Genomic DNA, 17,368 nt, shown 5'->3' with positions numbered 1-17,368 from the left:
CGAGTCGGGGATCGGGTCGGTTTCGATGGGGACGAGCATCTGGTGGTCGGGCTTGCGGGCACGGTAGTGAGGCTTCGCTCGGACGCCGGGACCGACCAGGTGGTGCTGGCCGGGCACCTGATGTCGGCACTGGACTTCGTCGTCATGGACAGCCCGGGGTTGCCTGCGGTCGAGCCGTTCGGGCTGCTGGATTCGCTTCCCAAGGAGGTAGTGGCGGCTGCGGAAAGCTGGCGGGACCACGTGGTCGAGGTCGAGACAGGTCTGCCGCCAGGGGCGGCGCCGGGAACCCTGCCTCGGCCCGGTTTCGACCCGTCGACGACCACGTTGACCGACCGACAACGGGTCAAGGCCACCGAGCTTGGGGTGACTGTCCGCACGGTCGAGATCAAGCGGGCCCGCTACTCCGCGCAGGGTCTCTGGGGGCTGATCGACCAGCGGGCGGCGCGCGCGTTCGATGTCGCCGGGCAGGCCGACGCGCGGCTGGTTGCGGTGTTGCGGGAACTGATCGCCGCGGAGACGGACGCCTCGACCGGCACGCGGTCGCGGTTGATGCGCCGCGCGGTGAAGCGGGTGGAGCAGGTGCACGGGGCGGGGGTGGTCCCGATGCCGGGCAAGACCGCCTTCTACGCCTTGGTGGACCGGCTGGCGGTCGGGCGGCACACGTTCGGGTCGGCCGTGACGCGGCGGCAGACGGCGAACCGCCCGGCGGGGGCGTTCACCGCGACGTTGGCGGCGCGGCCGGGCGAGCAGGTCCAGATCGACTCGACCCCGATCGACGTGATGGTGCTGGCCGCTGACGGCGTCCCGGTCCGCGCGGATCTGACGATTGCGGTCGACGTCGCCACGCGCACGATCTGCGCGGCGGTGTTGCGCCCGGTCGGCACCAAGGCGGTCGACGCGTCCCTGCTGCTGGCCAAGATGCTGGTTCCGGAACCGATGCGGCCGGGATGGTCCGACGCGCTGCGGATGTCGGCGTCGCGGCTGCCTTACGAGCGGCTGCTGGAGGTTGACGCGCGGATGCGGGAGGCGGCGGCGCGGCCGGTCATCGTCCCCGAGCAGGTGGTGATCGACCACGGGAAGGTGTTCGTCTCCGAGACGTTCACTCGCGGCTGCGAACGTCTGGGGATCTCGATCCAACCGGCGCGCAAGGGCACACCGACCGACAAAGGCGTGGTCGAGGCGACCTTCGCGGCGATCAAGACGCTGTTCGCCCAGCACGTCGCCGGGTTCAAGGGCGCGAACACCCAGATGCGCGGGCGGGCGGTCGCGGCCGAGTGGACGCTGGACGAGCTGCAGGATCTGCTTGATGAGTGGCTGATCGTCGGCTGGGCGCATCGCCCGCACGATGCGCTGCGCGACCCGCACGCACCCCGGCGGATGCTGACGCCGAACGAGCGCTACGCCGCGCTGGTCGCGGTCGCCGGTTACCTGCCGCTGACGTTGAGCGGCAACGACTACCTGGAACTTCTGCCGGTGAAGTGGCGGGCGATCAACGACTACGGGGTCAGCATCGACTACCGCACTTACAACAGCCCGGAGCTGGGGCCTTGGCGGCGGCAGCACTCGGGGCTGACCGGCAAGCGCGGGCTATGGGAGGTCCACTACGACCCCTACGACCTTTCCCAGGTCTTCGTCCGCACCCCCGAGGGCTGGGTCACCGCGGCCTGGACGCACGCGGCGATGGTCTGCGCGCCGTTCGCCGACTTCACCTGGCGCCACGCCCGCAGCCTGGCCGCCGACACCTGCCAAGCCGCGGGACGGGAGGTCACCGAGACCGAGATCGCCCGCGCACTGGATGCGCTGCTGACCCGCGCCGAACACGGACCGGACCGCGTCGGCGCCCGGGTCGCCGCGCGCACCCGCGCCGCGGCCGCCACGCACCGACCGGTGCTGCCGAGCCCCGCGCCCGTCGACATCGCCCCCGCCCCGGCCGCCTCCGCCGGGGCCGAGGTGATCCCGTTCGGCGTGTTCGACGCCGACGCCGAAGCCGAGAGGTGGCTATGAGCAGCCGCGCGAGCGCATCCGACACCGACGCGGACGGCCTGGTCCCCGACGAACCGCTGACCACGAAGGAGGGTTGGCGGCGGTTCGTCGACCACCACCCGCACCCACCGGAAATCCCGGACGTCGCGGCGCTGCCAGCGCTGCCCGCACGGCAACGCACCGAGCTGGAGGACACCCGGCGGGACTACCACGCCGCGCTGCCGTTGGTGAATACGCCGGTGATCAAGCAGGTGTTGGGCACCGGGCGGCTGCTGATCCAGCTCAACCGCCGCCAGGTCTCCGCCCGCCGCGGGCTGATCGTCTCCGGCGCGTCGGGCACCGGGAAGACCACCGCGCTGACCCAGCTTGGCCGCACTCACGAACTGGTGGTGCGTCGCCGCCACCCCAACAGCCCGCGGCTGCCGGTCGCCTACGTCACCGTCCCCCCGGCCGCGACACCGCGCATGCTCGCCGTCGAGTTCGCCCGGTTCTTCGGCCTGGACTTCGGCAGCCGCGCGAACATGCCCGACATCGTCAACGCCGTCTGCGCCACCGCCGCCGCTACGCACCTGGACCTGGTGCTGGTCGACGAGATCCACAACCTCAACCTCGCGACCCGCACCGGGGCGGAGGTCTCCGACCAGCTCAAGTACTTCGCCGAACGGCTCCCGGCGACGTTCGCCTACGCCGGGATCGAGGTCGAGTCCCAGGGCCTGTTCGCCGGGGTCCGCGGGCGGCAGATCGCCGGTCGGTTCACCATGATCGGGTCCACCTCGTTCGCCTACGGCACCGAGCAGCAGCGCGAGCAATGGCGCGCCCTGGTCGCCACGCTGGAGTCCACGCTGCGGCTGCACCAGCACCAGCCGGGCACCCTGGTCGCGCTGGCCGACTACCTCCATCAACGCACCGGCGGCATGATCGGCAGTCTCTCCCAACTCGTCCGGGGCGCGGCGATCCTGGCCGTCGGCGAGGACGAACACATCACCCGCGAGCTGCTGGAGCTGGTCCCGGTCGACCACGCCGCCGCCAGCAGCACCCCGCGCCGCAAGCGCCCGGGCACCGGCAAGGCCATGGCGGAGGTCAGCGCCTGATGGGCTCTCGGCTGCCGATCCCGGTCCGGCCCGCCGCCGACGAACTCGCCGTCTCCTACCTCAACCGCCTGGCCGCCCTGCACGCCATGCCCTTCGACGAACTCTGGGCGCAGGTCGCCCGGCCACGACGCGCCCACGGCAAGACCCTCGCCCTCGACGGTGACCAGCTCGCCGAGGTCTCCGGCCAACCACGCGCACGACTCAACCGGGCGATCATCGAACTGCGCGGCCGAGGCACCGACTGGTGGGCACTGCGGCACGAACCCCAACGTGGCTGCCACCGCTGCGACGCCCGCCACCCCGGCGGTCCGGTCCTGCACCTGCTCGGCCACCACCACTACGTCTGCACCCGACACAGCGTCTGGATCGGCCCGCCCGACCAGATCGACCACCCCCAACCCGACCTCACCGAGCTCCCCGAAATCGTTGCCGCCCAACACAAGCACTTGCGGTTGCTGCGCCGCATCGGCCCGGCCGCCACCTACGACGCGCTCCTCACCGGGTTCCTCATCTGCGCCCACCGCTGGAACCACACCGACTTCACCCTCGACGGCGACGCCTGGCTGCGCTGGCACGCCCGCGCCGACCTGCTCATCCCGCACGGCACCGAGACCGACACCTTCAGCACCTCACGGTTGTTCGCCGCCACCTACCCCGAAGCCGTCACCGTCGCCGAACTCATCGGCCCACTTCGCTGGCGACGCCTCGCCGCGGGCGCACCCGAGCAGCAACGCGCCTTCACCGCCGAACTCGGCCGCCGCCTCGGCCTGCGCGACTACCGACCCACCGTCACCAAGGACGCCCTCGCCCACTGGATCGAAGCCGACTGCTGGCAACCACCCAGCCTGCCCGGCAGCAACTACCGACGCCTGCGCACCTTCGCGGGCAAGAACTTCCCCCGCACCGGGATGGGCAAAGAGGACAGCCGCCGCGAAACGGCCTACTGGTTCCTCCGCAAACACCGATGCGGCGGCGACCCGATGCTGCACCACCGCACACTCCAGCCCGTCATCATCCGCGACTGGTCACCCGACATGGACATCTTCACCGGAGCCCTACACGCCAGCAGCACCATCAGCACCAAACACCGCCAACACATCACCAGCGACGGCACCGCCAGCGAGCCTGACACCGAATTCATCCGACCCGACCCAGCACCAGACGACTACCTCAGCACCGCGACCGAACCCGTCCCCTGGGTCGAACCACCATCACCCCGCCGCGCGCGCATCCAACCCCGGCGACACCGCGAACCCGGCGGCAAACGCGCCTTCCCATAAACCGCAAACAACTAGGTCCGAACACTTCGACTGGCATCCGTCCGGACCTACCTTGCGGACGGACGACGACGACGGACCGCAGCTCAGCGACTTGACCATCCGCTAGGTTCATCCGGATCGGACACCAGGTGTTCAGTGTGGCTGAAGACGGTGCACGAAGCCGACGCTCGCCGACTTCCTAGCCGACGAGTAGCGACGCGCTCGGAAGCCAAGTGTTCACAGCGCTCGGTCAACCTCCATCGCGAGTGGGATTAGAAGGGCGGCTCATCGTTGAACGCGCTGGACGGCGGCGCTGAACCCCACGGGTCGTCGGATACCAGCACCGGTGTTCGCCGTTCGGCGGCTTCCTGGCGGGCTCGCTCGGCCCGGGTTCTCGGCAGAGTGGGTGTGGGCTCACCATCTTTGGCCGTGTTCCAGGCGCGACGCAGCCGTTCGCGGTGCGAGATCGGCGGGTCCCAGCGGTCGCCTTCGTCGCCTTCTTTGTCGTCGGGGTCGACGTCGGCGAGTTCGCACAACGCCAGGAAGATCACCTCGACGGTCTGCCAGGCGCCGACCGCGTCGCCGCGCAGGGTTCGACGCACTGTCTCGTGGTTGGCGGTCCCCGCACGCGTGTCGTCGTCGAGGGTGTGGATGGCCTCGGCGATGCGGGCCATCGACGCGCGGTCTGCGGCGACGTAGAAGCGCCACAGGATGTCGACCAGGTTCTGGCGCTCCGGGCGAACGCTCTGGGGCTTGGTGAACGGGCGAGGCATCGCGGGCTCCCTCCATCGTCCAGCGAATGCTAGGGATACAACGCTGTTGACTGTGGTAGCCACGCCGTTAACTGGCCTTGCCGAGAGATGTCTCCGGCGAGGTCTCGCCGTCGTCTCGCCAATGAACAGCACCTAAAAGAGCAGGTCAGGATGGCGGTACGGCCCCGAGATGGAGCCGTCTGGCCTGAGTGAGCTCGGACCGGTGACTTGTGCGCCGCTCGGCTGTCAGCCGGATCCCCTGGCAGCCAGAGCGACGTATCTCGGAGGAGGAGAACCACACCGATGAGGCGTCCCCCGTCCTCGTCCCGCCCCGGCGTGCCGCCGCCGGAACGTTGGGCCGTCGCCGTCACGGCGCCGCCCCCCTACGCTGGCCCGATGCCTCAGGACTCGACGACCCCGCCGCGGTTGCGCGCGTTCGTCGACGAGTCGTTCCTCGAGTCTGACCGCGGGGGCTTCTACGTCCTGGCCGCCGTGGTCTTCGAGCCCGACGCCCACGAGGCCGCCACGTACGCGATGGTGGGGCTGCGGGCCGGACGCAGCACCTCGAAGCTGCACTGGAACGAGATGGACCGCCTGCAGAAGCGGGCCGCCACCCTCGCGGTCGCCCAGCAGGGAGGCTTCCACGTCGTCGCGGTCGGTGCGCCGGTGCCTCGCCGTCGACAAGAACGCGCCCGCGTCCGATGCCTGCAGCTGCTGGTCCATGAGTTGCACGGCTACGGCGTCACCGAGCTGGTGATGGAGAGCCGTACCAAGGCGCTGGACGCTCGCGACGTGGCCACGGTGATCGGTGCCCGCCACAACCTGTCCAAAGGAACCGCGTTCCGGGTCGAGCACCAGGCCGGAGCCGAACAGCCGCTGTTGTGGGCCGCCGACATCGTGGCCGGAGCGGTTCGCTCGCACCGGCAGCTCGGGGACTCCGTGTGCCGCGACCTGCTGGGCAACTGCCTCTACGAGATCGACGTCGACACCGACTGCTGACAACCAGAAGGCAGGAACTTCCCCAGGACATGCGTAAGGCCAGGGTCCCGGTCTGCCCCAGGTGCACCTGGCCTTGCGACTCGCCCGGCACCCACGGCACCTGGCTCTCGATGTCGAGAGTACCCCCCAGTCGCAGGGGTGCCAACAGCTCCATGGCCGGCATCACCGCCACAACCTGCGAGAAGTTGTCTCGGGAGATCAGCTGGCTGCCCGCCGACCCGCTACCCGGCGGCGACTGACTTTGAGTGGTTACACCCATGTGGCCAGCCACCGCTCGTGCAGCGTGATCCCGAGGTCGGCGACGGCGTCCTCCAGGGTCCTCCCCTCTGGCGGAGTCCCGGTCAGCGTCCAGGAGACCGAGGCGTCGCCGTAACCGTGGAACCCCTGGCCTGTGCCAGGACGAGGCCGACCATGGCTGCGACCTGGTAGTCCTTGCCCTCCTCGTCGGAGTGCCCCCTCCCTAAACACCACCCAGAGCTCCGGGGACAACTCCCGGGCAGGCAGGTCAGGCTGATCTGTCGCCTTCTCAGCCATGAACGAGGTCGAGCATCGGGTGGGTGCCGCCGCCAATGCGGATGCGGCGGCGGGTGAAGTCCAGGTCGTCGAGCGTCAGGCGCCGAACAGCGGCCGCGCGAGCGGCGTAGACGACGACCAAAGCGACCGTCAGGCGCTGCACCGGGTTCCGTCCTCCCGATCGTGGCTCAGGCCAGCGCACGTGCCGCGATCGTCGCTCCACAGACGGCGACTGCCAGCGTTGCGTCAGCATCGACGTCTTGCTCGGTGAACGCCGATCGCAGGCTTTTCAGGACGGTGTGAAAAGCCAACGCCCTGCTGCGGTCGCATATCCGCTCAGCCGACTCCGTGGGCACACACCAGGCCGAGAACGCGGCCTCGACCTGACCAGAAGCCGCAAGCCTGGCGCCGCGCCCCACCATCGAGGACTCGTCGAACCCTGCGTTGCCCAACCATCTGATCAGTGTGGCGGTCGACTGGCACTGGCCATTGTCCAGCTGAAAGATGAGGCGTAAGTAGTCGTCGGAATGCGGTATGTCAAGCCGCGACGAACTCGCAAACCACTCCCAAGCGAAGGGGGTAGCGCCAGGTTCAAACACGGACGACGCCTCGGTGGCGGCCAGGAGGTTGGCCAGGTAGAGCCGGGCGAACGCCTGGTCGCCCGGCGGGAGTTGCTCCAGCAGCAGCGACGCTCGGACTGAAGCCGCCGGGTGGGTAGTGCCGCGGCGGACGAACAGTGCGTGCTCGGTCGAGTGCACCGCCATCATCGCGATCAACGCACCCTGCGCGGCGAGGACCCCGGCGCCGGCGACCACTTCGGCTGCGTCCGCATCGCCGCTCGCGGCGGACTCTCGCCGCAGCGCCAGCACACTCGCCCGGTAGGCCAACAGGTCTGCGTCGAGTTCGCGCTGCGCGTCCTCGGAACAGACCGGGAGGTGTTCCCCCGGGGAGAATCCGCTGGGTGCCGAGTCGTGCCCGAGCGCATGGTGCGCGATCTCGTGCCCGACGATGAAGTCAAGGGCCATCGCCTGCACCATCGCGGTCAATGGGACTGCGTCGGGGCGCTGGTGCTCTATCAGCTTGGCCGCCAACCCGTAGATGCGCTGGCTCACGTTGTAGTAGCGCAGCTGACCGGTCAGCATCGCCGGGTCCTCACCGAGCCCACCCTTGCGTGTCGCCCGGAAGGCCCGCCATAGTCCCCTGACCTTCCCGCCCGCTAGGACCCGGGCGAACGCATCTCCCGCGTACCTTGCATAGACGCCCGTCAAGGACACGATCGCGTCGGAGATCATCACCAGCCCGGAGCCGTCCGCAAACGGCAGCATCTGCGCGGCGACGTCCTCTCGCAGCGTTGCGCACACGCGGACCGTGGCCAAGCGTGCCGGATCGCTGCCCAACTCCACCATCGCACCGGTCAACTCTTCGGCGGCATGCCGGAGCATCGCAGTGATCGGGTCACTATGCTCGGCGGCCCACTCCGTTGTCGCCCACTCGGACATCGCCGAGTCGAAGGCAACCGTCTCTCGCACCATGCCCAGCTCGCCCATTCCTGCCCTAATGTCCTCAGCTTGCGCTGCACGGTCCGGCGCGAGGACTCTTATCCGACGCTCTGCCATGGACTCGCCCGTGGTCATACGGCCGGGGCGTTCGCACAGAAGGTGCCGAGGCCAACACGAGCGATGAGCACCGCCAGCACACCGGCGTTGACACTGTCCTCGCCAAGATCCTGCAACAGCTCGTAGATCGCGGCGGCGTCGATCGCACGATCCGAGGTCGAGTTGCCGAGGAACCCCTTGAGCTTGTCGTGGTGGCAGATCCTGCGTTGCAACTCTCGCCGCTTGTTGCCGAACCACCCCCTGCCGAACCGGCGGTGCTCGTCCTTGTCCTCCGGGGATATCCCCAGTCCGTCCCCAAGCAGTGCAGCGCCGAGCAGTTCGTACAGCTCATCGTCGGTCTTGTCGAGGTAGGTTTCGATCATCAGACCTCCATTCTGGCGCAGTTCCCCCGCAGAGGCTTGTCGCCCTTGCAGGAGAACTGTTACCAGGCGGATTCACGTCCAGCACGCTGTCGCCCAGCACACCTCAGTACGGCGCCCCTGGTCCTCCGATAGCTGACACATGCAATCCGAAAACTAGGTCCGAACAATCCGGCGGATGATCGATCCGACCTAGTTTCGAACCGCAGGTCAACGGGTCCGCAGCCGAAAAGTTCAAGCGGAACGGACAGGACAGGGCGGATGTCCCCTCAGCCGACGTGCACGCCGGGGCGGCGGGCGGGGTCGGGCTCGGTGGTCCGCAGGATCTCGCGCACGACCGGCGCGGTGTCGCCGCGGCCCAGGATGAGGTACCGGAGCAGGTGGCCCAGCGGGTTGCCCTCCGACCACTCGAAGTGGCAGTGCGGCCGCACGCCGGTGGCGTCGCGCAGGGCGAGCAGGATGGCCGCGATGGCGTTGGGCGCGGCCGGGCTCTGCGCGCGCAGGACGCGGTGGCCGCCGATCTCGACCCCGCGCACCCGCAGCACGTCGCTGAAGCCGGACGGGTCGTCGACATCGATCTCCAGGAACAGGATGTCCGCGGCCCCGGGCACCGGGTTCAGGTCGCGCTGCGCGGTCTCCTTCTCGTCGTACTCGTCCTGGTCGCCCGCCTGGCGGCGGTTGGCCACGATGTGCAGCGCGCCGTCGAACTTGAGCGAGTCGGTGACGAACTGGCGCGCGGTGTCGTCGAACTCGATGTGGTCGGCGCGCAGTTCGGTGGTGCGGGCGACCCGCGAGATCAGGGACACCACAACGATGCCCGCGATGAACACCGCGGAGATGGCGATGCCGTCCGGCTTCTCGATGACGTTCGCGACCAGCGCGTAGAGCAGCACCAGGGTCAGCACGGTGAACGCGATCGTGGCGCCGCGCTGGCGCTTGCGGATCGCGGAGACGGTCACCGCGAACGCGCCGGACACCATCATCGCCAGGATGCCGGTTGCGTAGGCGCCCGCCTGGGCGTTCACGTCGGCGCCGAACGCGATGGTGATGCCGATGCTGATCAGCGTGTAGACGAGCACGACCGGCCGCACCGCGCGGCCCCACTCGGGGGCCATGCCGTAGGCGGGCAGGTAGCGCGGCACGATGTTGATCAGGCCCGCCATCGCCGACGCGCCCGCGAACCACAGGATCAGGATGCTGCTGACGTCGTAGACCGTGCCGAAGCCGTCGCCGAACTGGGTGTGCGCCAGGTAGGCCAGCGCCCGGCCGTTGGCCTCGCCGCCCGCGGCGAACTCCTCCTCCGGGATCAGCACGGTGGTGATGAAGCTCGTGGCCACCAGGTAGACCGACATGATCAGCGCGGCGACGGTGAGCAGCTTGCGGGTATTGCGCACGCGCGCGGCCATCCGCTCCTCGGCGTCCTTGCCGTCGGCAGCGACCAGCGGCATCATGCTGACCCCGGTCTCGAACCCGGACAGGCCCAGCACCAGCAGCGGGAACGCCAGGATGGCAGGCCCGACGATGTCGCCGAAGCCGCCGCCGCCCGAGGTCAGCGCGTCGGTCCAGGCCGTGAGCAGCGCCGGGTTGGCGACCAGGTCGGTCACGCCCGCCACCACGATCACCGCGTTGAGCACCAGGAAGATCGCCACCAGTGGGATCGCCACGATGACGGCCTCGCTGAAGCCGAGCAGGAACACCCCGCCCAGGATCAGCAGCAGCACCACGGTGACCGCGACTTCCCTGCCGTGCAGGAACTCCGGGAAGAACGGGTTCTCCACCATGTGCACGGTCGCGTCGGCCGAGGACAGGGTGATCGTGATGATCCACGAGGTGGCGACGAAACCGAGCAGTACCAACACGAACAGCTTGCCGCGCCAGAACGGCAGCACGTTCTCCAGCATGGCCACCGAGCCCTGCCCGTGCGGGCTCTCCTTGGCAACCCGCCGGTACATCGGCAGCATGCCGAGCAGGGTCAGCCCGACGATCAGCAGCGTCGCCAGCGGCGAGAGCGCCCCGGCCGCGACGAACGCGATCGCGGGCAGGTAGGACAACGTGGAGAAGTAGTCGACGCCGGTCAGGCACATGACCTTCCACCACGCCTGCGGCTCGCCGTGCTCCTCCTCGCTGGCCCGCCCGACCGGCTGCACCCGGTTGGCCAGCAGCCACCGGGAGAGCCTGCGCCGCGGCGGACCGGCCTGCGCGGGCGAGTCCACCCTGGCGGGAATCACGAATTCGGACGTACTGCTCATTTCGGACCCCTTGACCTGCGGCAACGACGTGCGCGGACAGCATGCACCAGTCGGTGCGGCGATGGTGGGGGACTCGCGTCAGCGCGTCGTCGGAGTGGGATGGCCGACGCGGGTTTCAGTCGAGCTTGCTGCCGTTCGCCTGGGTGATTCCGGCGGGTCACGAAAATCTTCGGAAAATGTGACGAAAGTGTGAAGCTTGTCAGCTCGGGCGATAGTACACCATTGCCGAAGAGGCTGCCGAACAACAAAATCCCGCAATATGGGATCTGCGCACAGTCTCTACCTGCAAGTTCTCACTGGACGGTCAGGTTCCACTCTTGGGTGAACCGCATGCGACCCCGGACCGAATGAACCAGTGATCGACTCTGCACAGGGGAGGTGATGCAATGAAGTCGACTGCAACAAGAATTCTCCGAGATTCGCCCGTAATGGTGCTGGTGCGCCGGGTGGTGATCGGAGCGGGTGCGGTACTGGGGTTCTTCCTGCTCGGGGCGTTGGCCGCGGGACAGGCGAGTGCCGATCCGGCGAACGAACCCGATCGCGGCCTGCTCGGCGGCCTGCTGTCCCCCGATTCACGGGCGGACGACACGGCGCGGGGCGGTGTCGTGTCGGGGGTGGTCGATCAACTCGCCCAGTCGGTACGGACAGTGTCCGCACCGGTGACCGAGGCCCTGGCTCCGGTCGTCGGCGCGGTTCCCGTGTCGGGCCTGGTCGGCCCGCTCGATCGGTCGACGCGCACCGTGCTGACCCCGGTCAGCCACACCGTCGACGCAGTGATCAGCACTGTCGAGCCGGTTGTCGGCCTGCTCGGGCAGACCGTGGCCGGGGTGACCCGGCCGGTCGGCGGGCTCGTCGAGTCCGTTGTGGACACAGCAGTCCCGGTCGTCACCGGGGTGACCGGCCTCGGCCGGACGCCTGCCGCCGAACCCGCCGCAGGCGGAGACGCGGTGCCGTCTTCGGCCGAGCCCGTTCCGGTGCTCGATCTCGGCTCCGGTCCGACGCTTCGCGCGGACAGGCCGGAGTCGCCGGATCGGGTGATCGGGGCTGCCTGGGCAACCGCCGCGGCCGGAGGGCCGACGGCGACACAGGTGACCGGGCAGGTACGGGCCCAGCGGCCCAGCCCGGCCGACCCGCCCGGCACGCCGTTCGCGGCCGCGGGCGGGATGTCCTCGGCGACCCCGACGTCCGGCCAGTCCGGCCCGGCGTACGCGGTCGTCTCGGGTGGTCCCGCCTGGGACCCATCCGAAGTGTTGTGGCGCGGCCCGTCGCCAGACGGGCGCGATGGCGCCTGGCTCTACCGCTACGGCCGCCACCATCCGAGTTGAGCCGCCTGCCAGTGACGAGCGATCAGTCCTGATTCTCATTACCTGGTAAGGAAAGGAACGTCATGCACAGGTATGTGCGACGCGGCATCGCGGCCGCCGTCATGTCCGGCGGGTTCGTCCTGCTCGGGCAAGCGGTAGCCGCTGCCGACACCGCCCCGGCCGGAATCCCGGTCCTCGGCGGCGTGCTCGACTCAGTGGTTTCGACAGTCTCGGGTGGCGCCAACTCCGGCGGGAACACCTCTTCTGGTGCGACCGGCGGCAACGGCGGCAACTCGGGCCCGGCGGGCAACGCCAGCAGCGCCAACACGGCGCTGACAGGGAACTCGGGCAACTCCGGGAACTCCGGCTCGACGGGCGGCAACTCGGCCCTCGGGCTGTGCCTGCTGTCGACCTGTTCCACCTCGGTGGACTCCGGGAACTCGGGCAACACCGGGTCCACCGGCAACACCGGGGACGCCGTGATCACCAGCGACACCCGGGGTGGAAACTCCGGCGCGGGTGGTACCGGCGGCAGCGCGAACTCCCACGCCGCCGGGTCCAACTCGGCGGCGTCCGGCGAGAGCACCGGCACGCGGGGCAGGCACGGCGACAGCCGGTCGGCCTCGGGTACCGCCACCTCCGGTGGCGACACCACTTCCGGTGCGACCGCGGGCTCCGGGGGCAACTCCGGTGCGGCGGGCAACGCAGACAGCTCCAACACGGCGCGGTCGGGCAACTCGGGCAACTCCGGGAACTCCGGCTCGACGGGCGGCAACTCCGCCTACGTGCTGTGCCTGCTGTCGACCTGCACCACCACGGTCGACTCCGGCGACTCGGGTGACACCGGGTCCACGGGCTCGACCGGCGACGCCGTGATCGACAGCGACACCCGCGGCGGGAACTCCGGCACCGGCGGCGCGGGCGGCAACGCCGACGCCGTCGCGACCGGGTCGAACTCCGCGATGTCCGGTAGCGCCACCAGCGAGTCGCAGGGCAGGCGGGGCGAGTCCCGCTCCCGCTCCGGCGACGCGTTCGCCGATGGCGACACCTCCTCGGCGGCGACCGGCGGCACCGGCGGCGACTCCGGTCCCGCGGGCGACGCGACCAGCACGAACAACGCGCGGACCGGGAACTCCGGTGACTCCGGTGACTCGGGTTCGACCGGTGGCAACTCGGCACTCGTGCTGAGCATCGGCGGCCGCGACTTCGGCTGGGACTGGAATCGGCACGGCCGTCACCACGGTGGCGACTCGTCCGAGATGGTGACTTCGGTGAACTCCGGGAACTCGGGTGACACCGGGTCCACGGGGTCGACCGGCGACGCGTTCGTCGTCAGTCGGACCGAGGGCGGCAACTCGGGTGACGCGGGCAACGGTGGCTCGGCCACCGCGAACGCGATCGGTGCCAACACCGCGCGGTCCGGCGAGACCATCGCCGAATCACGCGGCCGCCACGGCGAGGGCGTTGCCCGCTCGGGTCACGCTTCTGCTTTCGGTGACACCACCGCGCACGCGGTCGGCGGCGCGGGTGGCGACTCCGGTTCGGCCGGGGACGCGACCAGCGCGAACACCGCCACGACCGGGAACTCGGGTACCTCCGGGAACTCCGGTTCGACCGGCGGTAACACCGCCGTGTCGGTGTTCGGGTCCGGCGACCGCGGTGACCACCGCGGCCACCGCACCGCTGACCGCACCGAGTCGACCACCACGGTCGGCTCTGGCGACTCCGGTGCCACCGGTGCCACCGGTGACTCCGGCGCCGCCGACGTCATCAGCCACACTCGGGGCGGCGACTCCGGCCACGCGGGCCACGGCGGCGACGCCCAGGCCCACGCGGACGGTGCCAACACCGCCGACTCCGGCGCGGCCCTGACCGTCTGACTCGGCTAGACTGTCCGATGAGGACAGAACTATCCGATAAGGACAGTTGACCGGAAGTACCCCTGGGGGCACTGGTTCCGACCAGTGCCCCCAGGGGCTTCTTTTGTCTGTTCAGTCGAGCGGCGTTCAGCCGAGCAGTGCGGCCACGTTCGCCCGGTCCGCCCCGAGGTCGACGTAGAGCCGGGCCCAGGACCGGTCGGTGTCGGACGGGCCCTGACCGTCGCAATAGGACTTGCGGCCGTGGGCGGTGTAGTAGCGCAGGACCGCCAGGGTCTCGTCGGTACGCCGTTGCGCGGTGTCGGTGTAGCGGGGTCCAGGGCCCGCGGGCTGGTGCTTGAGGCAGGTCAGGGTGTCGCTCTGGGCCTCGTCGTCGAAGCGGGGGCCGGGGTCGGGTGTGGACGAGCAGGCGGCCAAGGCCAGCAGTACGGCGAGCGTCAGCGCGGTCTTGCGCATCGAGGGTTCCTATCCGATCCCGGCGGCCGCGCGCGCGGCCAGGCCGATGCCGACGACGAGGACGAGCAGGGCGGTGAGCACCGGCATGATCCGGGTCAGTGTGGCGGCCCGCTGCCGCAGCCTGCCGAGGCTGTCGAGGCGCTCCAGTCGGTCGCGGAAGCGCACCAGCAGCAGGCCGACCAGGGTCAGGGTGCCCGCCATGCCGAGACCGTAGCCGAGCACCAGCAGGACGCCGAACCATGTGCGGCCGAGCCCGATCGCGCCCAGCAGCACGATCAGCGCCGAGGGACTGGGTACCAGTCCGCCCGCCACCCCCATGCCGATCAGCCCGGCCCGCCCGATCCCGTGCGAATGCCCGTGCCCGTGCCCGTGCCCATGGCCGTGTCCGTGTCCGTGTCCGTGTCCGTGTCCATGACCGTCGCCGTGGCCGTGGCCGTGGCCGGTCGCGGTGGCGGGCGCTGGGGCGCTGGGCGCCCCGACGCTGACGAGCGCGGCCTCGCGAACCGGTACCGCGTGCTGTCTGCGCCGGCGCAGGGCCGACAACAGCAGCGCGGCCCCGATGACCGCGACCAGCGCGCCGCTGGCCACCCCCAGCCAGCGCAGCACGCTCTCGCCCGCGATGGCGCTCGACGCGCTGATCAACAGGCCGAGCACGAGCACCCCGGCGGTGTGTGTGACGGTGACCGTCGCGCCGACCAGCAGAGCGTCCTTTGTGGACCCCTGCTTGCCCGCGAGGTAGGCCGCGATCACCGTCTTGCCATGGCCGGGCAGGGCCGCGTGCGACGCGCCGAGCACCAGCGACAGCAGGATGGCCAGCAGGCCGACGACCGGGGTCAGCTCGCGAGAGCCCGCGAGATCGGTGAACACGCCGGTGACCTTGGCGATCGCCGAGTCCAGCCAGTCGACCGTGGGTTCCACTGTGGACACCACGGCGGCCGAGGTGCCCGGCCGCACCCGCAGCGTGGTCTCGCGCACGTCCAGCGGGTCGGACAGCAGATCGCCGGGGTAGGCGCGTAGCTCGTCGCTGATGCTCGACGCGGGTACCGCCGGGTCGATCAGCGCCACCCCCTCGCCGCGGGCGGTCAGCTCGTGCCAGCCGACCCGCTCGGTCCTGAAGGTGTCCCGGAACCCGACCGTGGCCGCCTGCCCCAGCTCGGCGGGGGCGCGGTACTCGCAGGTCAGCCGGGTGGTGGCGAGCCCGGCCTCACCGGGCGGGAACTCCAGGGCCACGGTGGCGGGTCCCCAGGCCAGCGTCCGGCCGTCGACGGTCACGGTGGCCGCGCGGGCGAACGCCGCGCACTGGGCCTCGGCGTAGCCGGGGGCGTCGATGGCCGCGCGCTCCTGCAGGGTCGGGATCTCGGCGAGGTCGACCACGGCGCGCAGCGCGATCCCGTCCGGCCGCAGGGTCAGCGCGTTGTGGTGGTTGACGGTGAAGTTGCCCAGCGGGTGCGCGGCGGCCACCGCGGGCGCGGCGAGCAGCGCGCCCGCGCACAGCACCAGCAGCAGCCACGCCCGCGCGATCCGGCTCACCGGCCACCCCGCAGGGCGGCCACGGTCTGCTCGGCGACCGGCGCGTGCAGCGGCGAGAACCGCGGGTTGGTCGCCAGCGCCCGGTCGAGCGCCGCGGCCGCCTCGTCGGCCCGGCCGAGCCCGGCCAGGATCATCCCGCGGTGGAAGTCGAACGTCGCGTTGCGCCAGCCCAGGGCGGCGGCCTTGTCGGCGTAGCCCAGCGCCTCGGCGTCGCGGCCGTTGAGGTGCAGTGCCCACGCCAATGCGTCGGCGACCAGCACATTCTGCCTGCGCGCCCACTCCGCCTCGGCCAGCCGCAGCGCGCCTGCCGCGTCGCCGCGGTCGGCGGCCACGGCGGAGTCGGCGAGGTCGTCGGTGGCGCCCGAGGCCGCGGCCAGCTCGCGCTGCCTGTCGAGCAGGGCGAACTGCGCGTCCGCCTCGGCCCGCTTGCCCGCCGAGGCCAACAGGACGGCGTACTCGTGCAGGTACTGCGGCAGCGGCACCCTGGTCACCAGATCGCGGTAGCCCGCCAGCGCGTCGTCGGTGCGGCCCTCGGCGGCGTCGACCTTCGCGCGGCCCTGCAGCAGCGCGGCGTTCGCCGGGTCGCCGCGCAGGCCGTCCGCGTAGTGCTCGGCTGCCTCGGCGAACTTGCCGGAGTCGAACGCGAGTTCGCCGAGGTGATAGTTGCAGAACGCGGCGTCGGCAGGCCCGGCGGCGGTGTCCAGCGCGCGGCCCATCGCCTCGCGGGCCAGCTCGGTCCGGCCGCGCAACTCCAGGTCGTAGGAGGCGCGGGCGAACGAGGGGACGCCGGGCTCGATGTCGAGCATGCGCTGCACGGCGTCGGTGGCCTGCTCGGTCAGGCCGAGCTGGGTGTAGGCGTCGGCGAGGACGCCGTAGGTGGCGGCGGTGTTCGGTGCGGCCGCGCGGGCGCGCTCGCCCCAGTCGCGGGCCTCGGCGAAGTCGTGCCGGGCGTTGGCCAGCGCGCCCATCCCGATCAGCGCCGGCCCGTTGCCGTCGGCCTGCTGCTCAAGGGACTTCTCCAGCGCGCCCTGCGCCTTGGCGTAGTACGCCGGGTCGCCCACGACGCGGGCCTGCTCGATGTAGGCGGTGCCGAGCAGCGCCCAGGTGGCCGGGTCCATCGGTGTGCGGCGCAGCTTGGCCTGCGCGGCGTCGATGGTGCGGTTCAGGCTCGACTGCTCGGTGGCCGCCGTCGCGGCGGGCGCGGGTTCGGAGTCGCGGACGAACAGCGTCGACACGCTGACGCCGAGCAGGCCGACGCCCGCGACGATCACGACCGCGGCGACGAGCCGCCTGCGGCCTGCGGTGGGAGACATTGCTGGCGAACCTCCGGCTTCAGGCGCGGGCCCCGGGGGCGCACCACAAGTGTGCGCCCCCGGGTAC

14 protein-coding genes are annotated in these 17,368 nt (G+C 70.7%); 6 read left to right on the top strand and 8 right to left on the bottom strand.

The window, feature by feature from the left end:
- Positions 1-66: 66 nt before the first annotated feature.
- The 3 genes from ACT4N7_RS22455 to ACT4N7_RS22445 are packed head-to-tail and all read left to right on the top strand — an operon-like array spanning position 67 to position 4,354.
- Complete coding sequence (locus tag ACT4N7_RS22455) at positions 67-2,004, top strand: Mu transposase C-terminal domain-containing protein (protein ID WP_444830795.1); 1,938 nt, start codon at positions 67-69, stop codon at positions 2,002-2,004.
- Complete coding sequence (locus ACT4N7_RS22450) at positions 2,001-3,074, top strand: AAA family ATPase (RefSeq protein ID WP_444830794.1); 1,074 nt, start codon at positions 2,001-2,003, stop codon at positions 3,072-3,074. Before ACT4N7_RS22455 ends, ACT4N7_RS22450 begins: the two co-directional genes overlap by 4 nt.
- The gene (locus ACT4N7_RS22445; RefSeq protein ID WP_444830793.1) at positions 3,074-4,354 is read left to right on the top strand and encodes a TniQ family protein; all 1,281 of its coding nucleotides are present in this window, start codon (positions 3,074-3,076) and stop codon (positions 4,352-4,354) included. Before ACT4N7_RS22450 ends, ACT4N7_RS22445 begins: the two co-directional genes overlap by 1 nt.
- Positions 4,355-4,605: 251 nt before the next feature.
- On the opposite strand, the gene ACT4N7_RS22440 is transcribed toward ACT4N7_RS22445, so the two are convergent.
- Positions 4,606-5,106, bottom strand: a complete 501-nt coding sequence (locus ACT4N7_RS22440; RefSeq protein ID WP_444830792.1) for a hypothetical protein — start codon at positions 5,104-5,106, stop codon at positions 4,606-4,608.
- A gap of 375 nt (positions 5,107-5,481) precedes the next feature.
- On the opposite strand from ACT4N7_RS22440, the gene ACT4N7_RS22435 reads away from it, so the two are divergent.
- A complete protein-coding gene (locus ACT4N7_RS22435) occupies positions 5,482-6,084 on the top strand; it encodes a hypothetical protein (RefSeq protein ID WP_444830791.1) in 603 nt (200 codons plus the stop codon).
- A 526-nt stretch (positions 6,085-6,610) separates the two neighbouring features.
- On the opposite strand, the gene ACT4N7_RS22430 is transcribed toward ACT4N7_RS22435, so the two are convergent.
- The 4 genes from ACT4N7_RS22430 to ACT4N7_RS22415 form a co-directional block, all read right to left on the bottom strand.
- Complete coding sequence (locus ACT4N7_RS22430; RefSeq protein ID WP_444830790.1) at positions 6,611-6,760, bottom strand: hypothetical protein; 150 nt, start codon at positions 6,758-6,760, stop codon at positions 6,611-6,613.
- Between the two features lie 25 nt (positions 6,761-6,785).
- Positions 6,786-8,144 (bottom strand): hypothetical protein, encoded by a 1,359-nt coding sequence (locus ACT4N7_RS22425; RefSeq protein ID WP_444830789.1) that lies wholly within the window; start codon positions 8,142-8,144, stop codon positions 6,786-6,788.
- 83 nt (positions 8,145-8,227) lie between these two features.
- Positions 8,228-8,575 (bottom strand): hypothetical protein, encoded by a 348-nt coding sequence (locus ACT4N7_RS22420; protein WP_444830788.1) that lies wholly within the window; start codon positions 8,573-8,575, stop codon positions 8,228-8,230.
- 266 nt (positions 8,576-8,841) lie between these two features.
- The gene (locus ACT4N7_RS22415; protein ID WP_444830787.1) at positions 8,842-10,821 is read right to left on the bottom strand and encodes an amino acid transporter; all 1,980 of its coding nucleotides are present in this window, start codon (positions 10,819-10,821) and stop codon (positions 8,842-8,844) included.
- Between the two features lie 446 nt (positions 10,822-11,267).
- Here ACT4N7_RS22415 and ACT4N7_RS22410 point away from each other — a divergent pair, with 446 nt between their 5' ends.
- Both ACT4N7_RS22410 and ACT4N7_RS22405 read left to right on the top strand, forming a co-directional pair.
- A complete protein-coding gene (locus tag ACT4N7_RS22410) occupies positions 11,268-12,146 on the top strand; it encodes a hypothetical protein (RefSeq protein ID WP_444830786.1) in 879 nt (292 codons plus the stop codon).
- Between the two features lie 62 nt (positions 12,147-12,208).
- Positions 12,209-14,005 carry a beta strand repeat-containing protein gene (locus tag ACT4N7_RS22405; protein WP_444830785.1) on the top strand — a complete coding sequence of 599 codons (1,797 nt, stop codon included), beginning with the start codon at positions 12,209-12,211 and terminating at the stop codon, positions 14,003-14,005.
- A gap of 126 nt (positions 14,006-14,131) precedes the next feature.
- On the opposite strand, the gene ACT4N7_RS22400 is transcribed toward ACT4N7_RS22405, so the two are convergent.
- From ACT4N7_RS22400 to ACT4N7_RS22390, 3 genes are read right to left on the bottom strand one after another with little or no spacing between them, the layout of a single operon-like run.
- Positions 14,132-14,458, bottom strand: a complete 327-nt coding sequence (locus tag ACT4N7_RS22400) for a hypothetical protein (protein WP_444830784.1) — start codon at positions 14,456-14,458, stop codon at positions 14,132-14,134.
- A 9-nt stretch (positions 14,459-14,467) separates the two neighbouring features.
- The gene (locus ACT4N7_RS22395; RefSeq protein ID WP_444830783.1) at positions 14,468-15,988 is read right to left on the bottom strand and encodes a High-affinity nickel-transporter; all 1,521 of its coding nucleotides are present in this window, start codon (positions 15,986-15,988) and stop codon (positions 14,468-14,470) included.
- The gene (locus ACT4N7_RS22390; protein ID WP_444830782.1) at positions 15,985-17,301 is read right to left on the bottom strand and encodes a tetratricopeptide repeat protein; all 1,317 of its coding nucleotides are present in this window, start codon (positions 17,299-17,301) and stop codon (positions 15,985-15,987) included. The genes ACT4N7_RS22395 and ACT4N7_RS22390 overlap by 4 nt, the downstream gene beginning before the upstream one ends.
- Between the last annotated feature and the right edge of the window lie 67 nt (positions 17,302-17,368).

Origin of the sequence: Actinokineospora sp. (assembly GCF_052390155.1) — a bacterium.
Classification (GTDB): domain Bacteria; phylum Actinomycetota; class Actinomycetes; order Mycobacteriales; family Pseudonocardiaceae; genus Actinokineospora.
This window is presented reverse-complemented; position numbering and strand designations above follow the sequence as displayed.

What these genes read in the sequence shown, in the direction of transcription:
- ACT4N7_RS22390 (WP_444830782.1), bottom strand. Translation starts at nt 17,301, where the DNA reads ATGTCTCCCACCGCAGGCCGCAGGCGGCTCGTCGCCGCGGTCGTGATC.
- ACT4N7_RS22400 (WP_444830784.1), bottom strand. Translation starts at nt 14,458, where the DNA reads ATGCGCAAGACCGCGCTGACGCTCGCCGTACTGCTGGCCTTGGCCGCC.
- ACT4N7_RS22440 (WP_444830792.1), bottom strand. Translation starts at nt 5,106, where the DNA reads ATGCCTCGCCCGTTCACCAAGCCCCAGAGCGTTCGCCCGGAGCGCCAG.
- ACT4N7_RS22450 (WP_444830794.1), top strand. Translation starts at nt 2,001, where the DNA reads ATGAGCAGCCGCGCGAGCGCATCCGACACCGACGCGGACGGCCTGGTC.
- ACT4N7_RS22415 (WP_444830787.1), bottom strand. Translation starts at nt 10,821, where the DNA reads ATGAGCAGTACGTCCGAATTCGTGATTCCCGCCAGGGTGGACTCGCCC.
- ACT4N7_RS22405 (WP_444830785.1), top strand. Translation starts at nt 12,209, where the DNA reads ATGCACAGGTATGTGCGACGCGGCATCGCGGCCGCCGTCATGTCCGGC.
- ACT4N7_RS22445 (WP_444830793.1), top strand. Translation starts at nt 3,074, where the DNA reads ATGGGCTCTCGGCTGCCGATCCCGGTCCGGCCCGCCGCCGACGAACTC.
- ACT4N7_RS22435 (WP_444830791.1), top strand. Translation starts at nt 5,482, where the DNA reads ATGCCTCAGGACTCGACGACCCCGCCGCGGTTGCGCGCGTTCGTCGAC.
- ACT4N7_RS22420 (WP_444830788.1), bottom strand. Translation starts at nt 8,575, where the DNA reads ATGATCGAAACCTACCTCGACAAGACCGACGATGAGCTGTACGAACTG.
- ACT4N7_RS22425 (WP_444830789.1), bottom strand. Translation starts at nt 8,144, where the DNA reads ATGGGCGAGCTGGGCATGGTGCGAGAGACGGTTGCCTTCGACTCGGCG.